Raw genomic sequence first — 6,990 nt, forward strand, 5'->3', positions numbered from 1 at the left:
TACTCTATAAATAATAACCTCAGGTCAGAAGAATATTTTCATCCCTAATTCAAAAGATGTGGGAAAAAAATCGTTCGGGGATTTGACTCCGTTTTTAGCTTCTGTTGAACCCGTTTTGAAAAAGGGGACGATTCGTTTCTCCGATTCAAAATACCCCGTTTTGGAAGAAGATGGACTCACGAATGCCGCATCTGACACATTTAGGAAGTAGAGGAGGGCCACAATTCCTAGCGAAATGTTAAAAGAATTGTAGTGAGAGACCGCGTTTCCGTAATCGGACTGAACCTGAAGATAATTGTAGGTGGCAAAAGGGATGAAGGTCGGATTGTCCAAAAGCAAAAGGGACTGATTGAGATTTTTACTCTGATCCAAGGCCGCAAGGCTGGAATTGTATTCGCTATACTGTTGCGCGGAATAGGCGACTGCACCCGCCATCAGAATCGGAAAGATCCAACTTTTGTATTTTTTATCCTGCGTGGACTGACCCCAGCCCGGGAGGACTGCCGATCTCCAGGCCGGACCAAACTGAATCGAACCGGAAGAGGAAACTTGAGTTTCCCTTTCGTTCTGTTTTACCATTTCCGCGAGTTGTTTTTCGGTTTCGGCGATCACCAGAAATCCTTGTTTCGCAGTTTTTTTGTTTCTCGGGTTTTCCAGAGAAAGTGTATAACTTCCGTCTTTTAGATTTAGGTTTTCGATTCGAATCTTAATTTCTTTCGAATTGATAAATTCAAATTCGGGTTTGATCGTTTCTCCGTTCGGAAGAAGAAGAGTAACGTTCATCGCTTCGGTAAAATTATCCCCTTTGATAGTGAGATGAGTTCCTAACTTTTCGCGAAGACGTTTTATGGAAGAATCAGCGTCCAAAACCGGAGCTCTGGAAAGAATGACTTCAAAGGCGCTCCATTCCGAAAACACGGAAACACGTCCGAACTTATTGAGAACTCCGATCCTGTGTTCGTAGATTCCCGGCGGAAGATTGACCTCGAATTTTGTGGCTTTCGTTTTTTCACGGGTGATTCTTCCGCTCGGATCCTTGATTTCAATCATATAAGCGCTTGCTTCGGGAACTGACTTCCACTCTAAATACTGAGCGTCCTCTTCTCCAAAAACTGAAAAGGAAAAAAAGATACAAAAAAAGAGAAGAATCCATTTGCAAATTTTATTCCACATAAATTTCCTTCGGTGTGAGAATCTCCGGCGGCCGGATCGTTTTACTCAACTTGATTTCAAAATTTCTGGAAACGGGAATCGTATGTTTCACCGCGCCGTTCTTATCCTTATACTGGGCGGAGATTCTCCATTGAAATTTACCTTCTTCTAATATAGAAAAATCCTTAAACGAATAAGAATCCGATTTGATTTCCCGTTTCCAAATCGATTTGTTTCCCTTCGCTTTCACTTCGAATAATTCCAAAAAGACTCCGTCCGTGTTTCCTTCGGATTCCCATCGGAAGTCGATACTCTCTCGGTTGGAAATGTCGATGACTTCTTCCGTTGCAGGACTGTTCTGACTTAAAAAAGGAGCGTTGTCCGAAGTTTTAAACGATTGTGTCTTGCTCGTCAATAAATTCTCACCTTGACCGCTCAAGAGAGAAACCCTCCAAAAGTACTCTCCGGGTATAGGAAGGTTGATCGTCCCGGAGGAAGCACGGAAGTTTTCACGGATAAGTCCGTTTGTGAATTCGGAATTTTTTGCCACTTCTAATCTATAAACACCCGAGGGCTCCGGTCTTTGCCAACGCAAAGTCAATTTATGATTGGATGGATGGCCCAATTCTTGCTGATGAGAAGGGTATAAAAGATCCAAATTTTCCAGAGCGGCTACCCGAAACTGTCTGGATGAGGAAAGAATCGATTCTCCATCCTTAGAGTTTGATTTGACCCTCCAGAAATAAGTCCCCGCATTGGAGATCGGAGCCGAGGTGAGAGAGGTCGTGTTTGTTTTTTTGTTCCAGACCAGATTCTTAAAATCGGAATCGTTTGCGATTTCGAGGGTATAATCGTTGGACTCGGTGGAAGCCGACCAAACAAACAAAGCTCCTTCTTTTGAAATTTTTCTAAGAGAAATTTCTTCCTGATCCGCAGGACGTTTCAAAGAAGGAGGCTCCGGTTTTTCCAATTTTTTTATGGAGAATCCGACCGAATCGGAAACGTTGGCTTTTAGCTCCGACATCGAAGGCCTTGGTGTGACCCGAGCAAAAAAAGCGCCTTCTTTTGTTTTATCCCATCGATATAAGGTGCCGTTGACTTCTTGGTTGAGAATCACATCGGAAAAACCCTTGTCCTTTGCGATTTCCAAAATATAACTTTTTGTAAAGTCGACAGGAGTCCATTGGATAACCACACTCGGAAGAGAATTGGTAAATCGAAATTCTTCGGACTTGGTCGGCGTGAAAACGGAGGGTTTGAGTCCTCCCAAAATCGTAAGAGAACGCGTTTCGCTGTATTCCGATTTTTGAGTCGTCGGATGGATCGCGGTGATTCTCCAAAAGAAAGTTCCTTTTTCCAAGGACTTGATCGCGGAAACTCCGTTTGCCTTTGTGCGGATCACGTTTTTGGAAAAGCTAGGATGATTCGAAATTTCTAACGTATAGTCTTTTACGGATTCCGCTTTGTTCCAACTGAATGCAACCGGAACCAATTTAGAATCCGCTTGGATGAATTTTCTTTCGGTCGGAGAATTGAGCGAGATCGATAAGGCGCGAATCGCCGTTTTCCCATTCTTTACTTCCAGGGCTTGGTTGTTTGTGACGTTCGATTCCTGATTTCCGGAAATCACTTTTGCGTTTCCTTTCGAAACTTCCAGATTCAACGCCTGGTCGTCCGATTTGGAAAGTTTTAAGTCGCCTTTGTTGACCTCGACCGTTTCGGTTCCACTTTTGATCATAAGCGCCGTTCCGCTGTCTTTGTTCGCGGATACGGATCCATACGCAAAATTGATCGAAAGATTTTTTTCGGAGAAGTCGAGAAAGATCATACTTTTCTGATCGAGTTTGATTTCGGTTCCGTCGTTCAAAACCAAAACGGCCTCGGCCCCGTCGTCCGTACGAACCGTGTCGCGGTTTCTTACTTTCATCGAAGTTTCGATTTCTTCCCAGACGACTTCGGAGTCGTATTTTCTTTGGGCCTTTTTATTCTTAAAGATGATGGTTCCGATTTCGGGATTGTTCCCGGTTTTTTGTCCGTAGTAAAGATGAAGATACAGTAATATACTAAAGAGGACGATCAGTCCGATCAGAAAGCTGACTACGTATTTTCCTTCAGTCAAGTATCTCATACTTAACTTCTTCTCCCGGTTCGCCGTCTCCGCTTTCCTTTTTCTTAGGAGGTTCCCAGACGATTCCTATTTTGGCTCTGAGTTCTTCCACGGATTTCGGACAATCCGGGTCGTCCTTTCTTCCTAAAACCGCGTAGATCGTCTGCGGTTCTTCTTTTCCTTTTACCTTGATCGACTGCATCTTTTCGACGTTGAAAAGATGAGAAACGTGATTGAGCATATCCTGCGTGATGAGGACGTCGGTTCCAAACGGTTTGTTAAGAGCCTCGACGCGGGAAGCGAGGTTGTCCGCGTCTCCGATCACGGTGTATTCCAATCTTTGTTCCGATCCGATTTGACCCGCAATCACGGGGCCGTAGTTGAGACCACAACCGATTTTGATGATCGGTCGTTTGTCTCCGCCTCTTCCTTGGTTAAAACGAAGAAGCGCTGCCCTCATCATAAGCGCACCGTTGACCGCGTTTTCCGCGTCTTGATCCGAGGTTTTTGCCGCGCCCCAAGTCGCCATAATCGCGTCTCCGATAAACTTGTCCACGATCCCGTGCGTTTCGTTTACGCAGTGGACCATCTCGGTCATGTATTCGTTTAAGAATTCCACCACTTCTTCCGGTTCGAGTTTTTCGGAAATCGCGGTAAAACTCCGGATATCGGAAAAAAAGATCGCACACATCTTTCTTTCTCCGCCGAGGGTGAGTTCCTGTTTTAAAACCATCTCGGCGATTTCTTTGTTTACGAACCTTCCGAGAGCGTCCTTAACTTTTTCCCTTTCTTCGAGACCTTTACCCATATCCACAAAGTAGTCGGTTAACAAACCGACTTCGTCTCTTGTGGAAGAACGAATCCCGATCTTAAAATTTCCTCTCGCGATTTCGGTAGTCGCTTGCAAAAGATTTAATATAGGTTTTGTGATCGTTTTAGCAAAGAAGAATACGATGATGAGCGCCAAACAAAGAGCGATTCCCATGATGAGAAGATTCGTTTTTTGAATCCGATATACCGCTTCGAAGGCCTTGTCTTCGGGAACGATGGAAACCACGGCGCCCCCGCCGAAGCCGAGTTTTTGAAACGAACCGAACCAGGACTTTCCGTCCTTATCCTTGTATTCGGTTTGTTTTGTGTTCTCGGAACTGTTGACCATCATCTCGACGATCGGTAAGCTCATAAAGTTCGTGTTGGATTGAAGGAGTTTCGGATCCGAATGTGCTATCAGATCTCCTTCTCCGTTTACGAGAAATACTTCGGAGATATCCTGTTTTTGAAACGCGTTTAAGAATTTTTCGAGTCTCAGGATCAAAACTAAAACTTTCGGATCGGAACCGGAAGAAGAAGGGATCGCGATCGCAAAGATCGGCTCCTTAAAGTCTGCGCTTAAGTTTTCGATTCGACCGCCGGTTAAAATCGATTTTTGAATCAGATTGGTGCGCGAGGAAACAAGATCGGAAATTTCTTTCTGAGAGGATTTGATTTCGCTCAGATACGGTTCGTTGAAGAATTCGTTGATCTTAGCCGGATTGTTTTGTACGACTTGAAAAAGTCCCGCATAAATAAAGTCTGGATCGTTTTGGAAAAATATATCAGCGAAAGAAATCCCATCCTTTCCCTGGTGAAGGGCGTTTGCGATCTGTTTTCCGTTGGAAAGAATGTCGTTGATATCGGTTTTGATCTTGAGTCCGAGAATATTCACTAAATTTAAATTGTTCTGAAGAACTCGAAGTTCGGAGTCTCCTCGAAACGCGGAAGACGCAAAGAAGATGATCGTGGAAACGGTCAAGGTCATCAAAAGGGAAATGACCGCCATCAATTTGATCTGAAGAGGAAGTTTTGTTTTGGCTCCGGGATTCGTTTTTTCTTTCGGAACTTCCGGTTCGGCCGCGACGGGTTTTACTTCCTTGGGTTTTTTCTTAGTTTCGTCTAACGCAGGTGCGGGAGTAGGCGCGGCTTCCGATTTTGTCGGGGTCGATTCTACTTTTGTTTCCGGTTTTGGAGAATTTTCCGCTATCGGTTGAGTTGTCTCGATTTTAGCCGGCTCCGCCGAAATCGGCGGCGAAGGCGATTCCTGTTTTATTTCCGGAATTGGAATGGAAGGAGCGAGCACGGCAAATTCCTTCGGCTTCTCTTTTCCTTCCAAGTTTTCGATTTCGATCGCGTGGATCGCAAGAGATTGATAAGAACGAGTCGAAGTATTTGGATCTGTGATCGGGACCGCGTTGATCTTGGTTAGATTCTCGACGCCGGGTTCGTATTGAATTTTGTATTTTAGAACCGAGTTTCTTTTACCTTCTCGGATCAGCTGCGAGGAAACTGAAAATTCTCCCGGAGGAGGTTCGTGAAAGGAAGATCCTTCCTTGTGTCTGGAAAGAAATTTCCGAAAGGCGGCGTGATCGGAATCCTGAAATGAATAACCGAAATGAGAGATTCTATCTTCCAATTCTTTGTCGTCGATGGAAGGATCTCCCGCGATTAAAAGTTTGGAAAGAAACAAAGGAAATCTGCTTTCACAATCCGGTTCGATGAGAAAAAGAAGATTTCCCCTTTTTAAGAACTTTTTGATTTTCAGAAACGCTCCGTAGACCGAGTCGTTTGTCTCGGGACCGGGAGGAAGAATTACGGAAAGAATCGCGACCAACGGATCAACGGAGTCTAACGTCTCCGGATTGGAAACCGATTTACTCGCGACGACACAGATCGTTCCGATTTCCTTTTTGCCGATTTCTTCATTCAGGACGGATGCGCCTGTTTTCCCGTCGGATTCGGCGCCGGAAATAAAAATGAGCGCCCCGGTGGTGCCAAAAGGAAGATAACGATGATTGATTTCTAACATGAATGACGGTTCTCTATTCCAGAAAAAAAGAATTCCACTGGGAGGAATATTCTATTTTGACCGGATTTCCTCTTATCTATTATAATCTCTGAAATCTGTGTTTTTGTTCGATTTTCGCAAGAAATCGCTTTCTGCCATACTATAGTTTCGGAAAGTGGAGATGAATTCTTAAAAGAGAGGATAAACTGTCATGGCAACTGCGGTATTTAAGACAAATTTCGGAAATTTTTCGGTCTTCTTAGACGAAGAACGGGCTCCGATCACTGCGGGGAACTTTATCAAACTCGCAAAAGAAGGATTTTACAATGGTCTTACATTTCACCGAGTTATCAAAAATTTTATGATTCAAGGCGGTTGTCCGACCGGAAACGGAACGGGCGGACCCGGATACAAGATTAAAGATGAATTTCACAAAGATTTGAAAAACGAGAAATATACGCTCTCCATGGCAAACGCCGGTCCGAACACAGGAGGATCTCAGTTTTTTATCAACGTCCGAGACAACTTCTATCTGGACAATCGTCACGCAGTTTTTGGTAAGGTGACAGAAGGAACCGATATCGTAGAAACGATTTCGGAGACGGAAACCGGTTTTCAAGACAAACCAACTAAGACCGTTGTGATCGAATCCATTTCCTTTGTCGAATAAATCTCTACTCTTAAAGGAAGGGTGTTTTTTTGTGAACACCCGTTTTCTTTACTAAACTCTCCTCTTTCAGAACCATTCAAAAATCCAAAATACTTTTAAGGATATCAGTCGGAACTCCTACGTTCTTTCCGTGAAAGTCGCGCGGCCCCATCCTGATTGGGCGTAACCTTACCCACAAAGTGGACTGAATCTTTAAAAGAATCTGTCGGAACTACGACAATCCTCCGTGAAACGAAATCC

4 protein-coding genes are annotated in these 6,990 nt (G+C 44.2%); 1 reads left to right on the forward strand and 3 read right to left on the reverse strand.

Translation table 11 applies throughout. The annotated features are described in order from the left end of the window. Nucleotides 1-24 precede the first annotated feature (24 nt). Genes JWG44_RS15750 through JWG44_RS15760 form a run of 3 tightly spaced genes read right to left on the reverse strand, consistent with a single transcriptional unit; the run spans nt 25 to nt 6,101 of the window. Nucleotides 25-1,173 (reverse strand): LIC11435 family protein, encoded by a 1,149-nt coding sequence (locus JWG44_RS15750; RefSeq protein ID WP_205275966.1) that lies wholly within the window; start codon nt 1,171-1,173, stop codon nt 25-27. Beyond that, nucleotides 1,163-3,280, reverse strand: a complete 2,118-nt coding sequence (locus JWG44_RS15755) for a FecR domain-containing protein (RefSeq protein WP_205275967.1) — start codon at nt 3,278-3,280, stop codon at nt 1,163-1,165. Before JWG44_RS15755 ends, JWG44_RS15750 begins: the two co-directional genes overlap by 11 nt. After that, the gene (locus tag JWG44_RS15760) at nt 3,264-6,101 is read right to left on the reverse strand and encodes an adenylate/guanylate cyclase domain-containing protein (RefSeq protein WP_205275968.1); all 2,838 of its coding nucleotides are present in this window, start codon (nt 6,099-6,101) and stop codon (nt 3,264-3,266) included. Before JWG44_RS15760 ends, JWG44_RS15755 begins: the two co-directional genes overlap by 17 nt. Nucleotides 6,102-6,291: 190 nt before the next feature. Here JWG44_RS15760 and JWG44_RS15765 point away from each other — a divergent pair, with 190 nt between their 5' ends. Further along, nucleotides 6,292-6,750, forward strand: coding sequence for a peptidylprolyl isomerase (locus tag JWG44_RS15765; RefSeq protein WP_205275969.1), 459 nt, complete (start codon nt 6,292-6,294; stop codon nt 6,748-6,750). The last annotated feature ends 240 nt before the right edge of the window (nt 6,751-6,990 follow it).

Source organism: Leptospira ainazelensis (assembly GCF_016918785.1).
In the GTDB taxonomy this organism is placed as follows: Bacteria; Spirochaetota; Leptospiria; order Leptospirales; family Leptospiraceae; genus Leptospira; species Leptospira ainazelensis.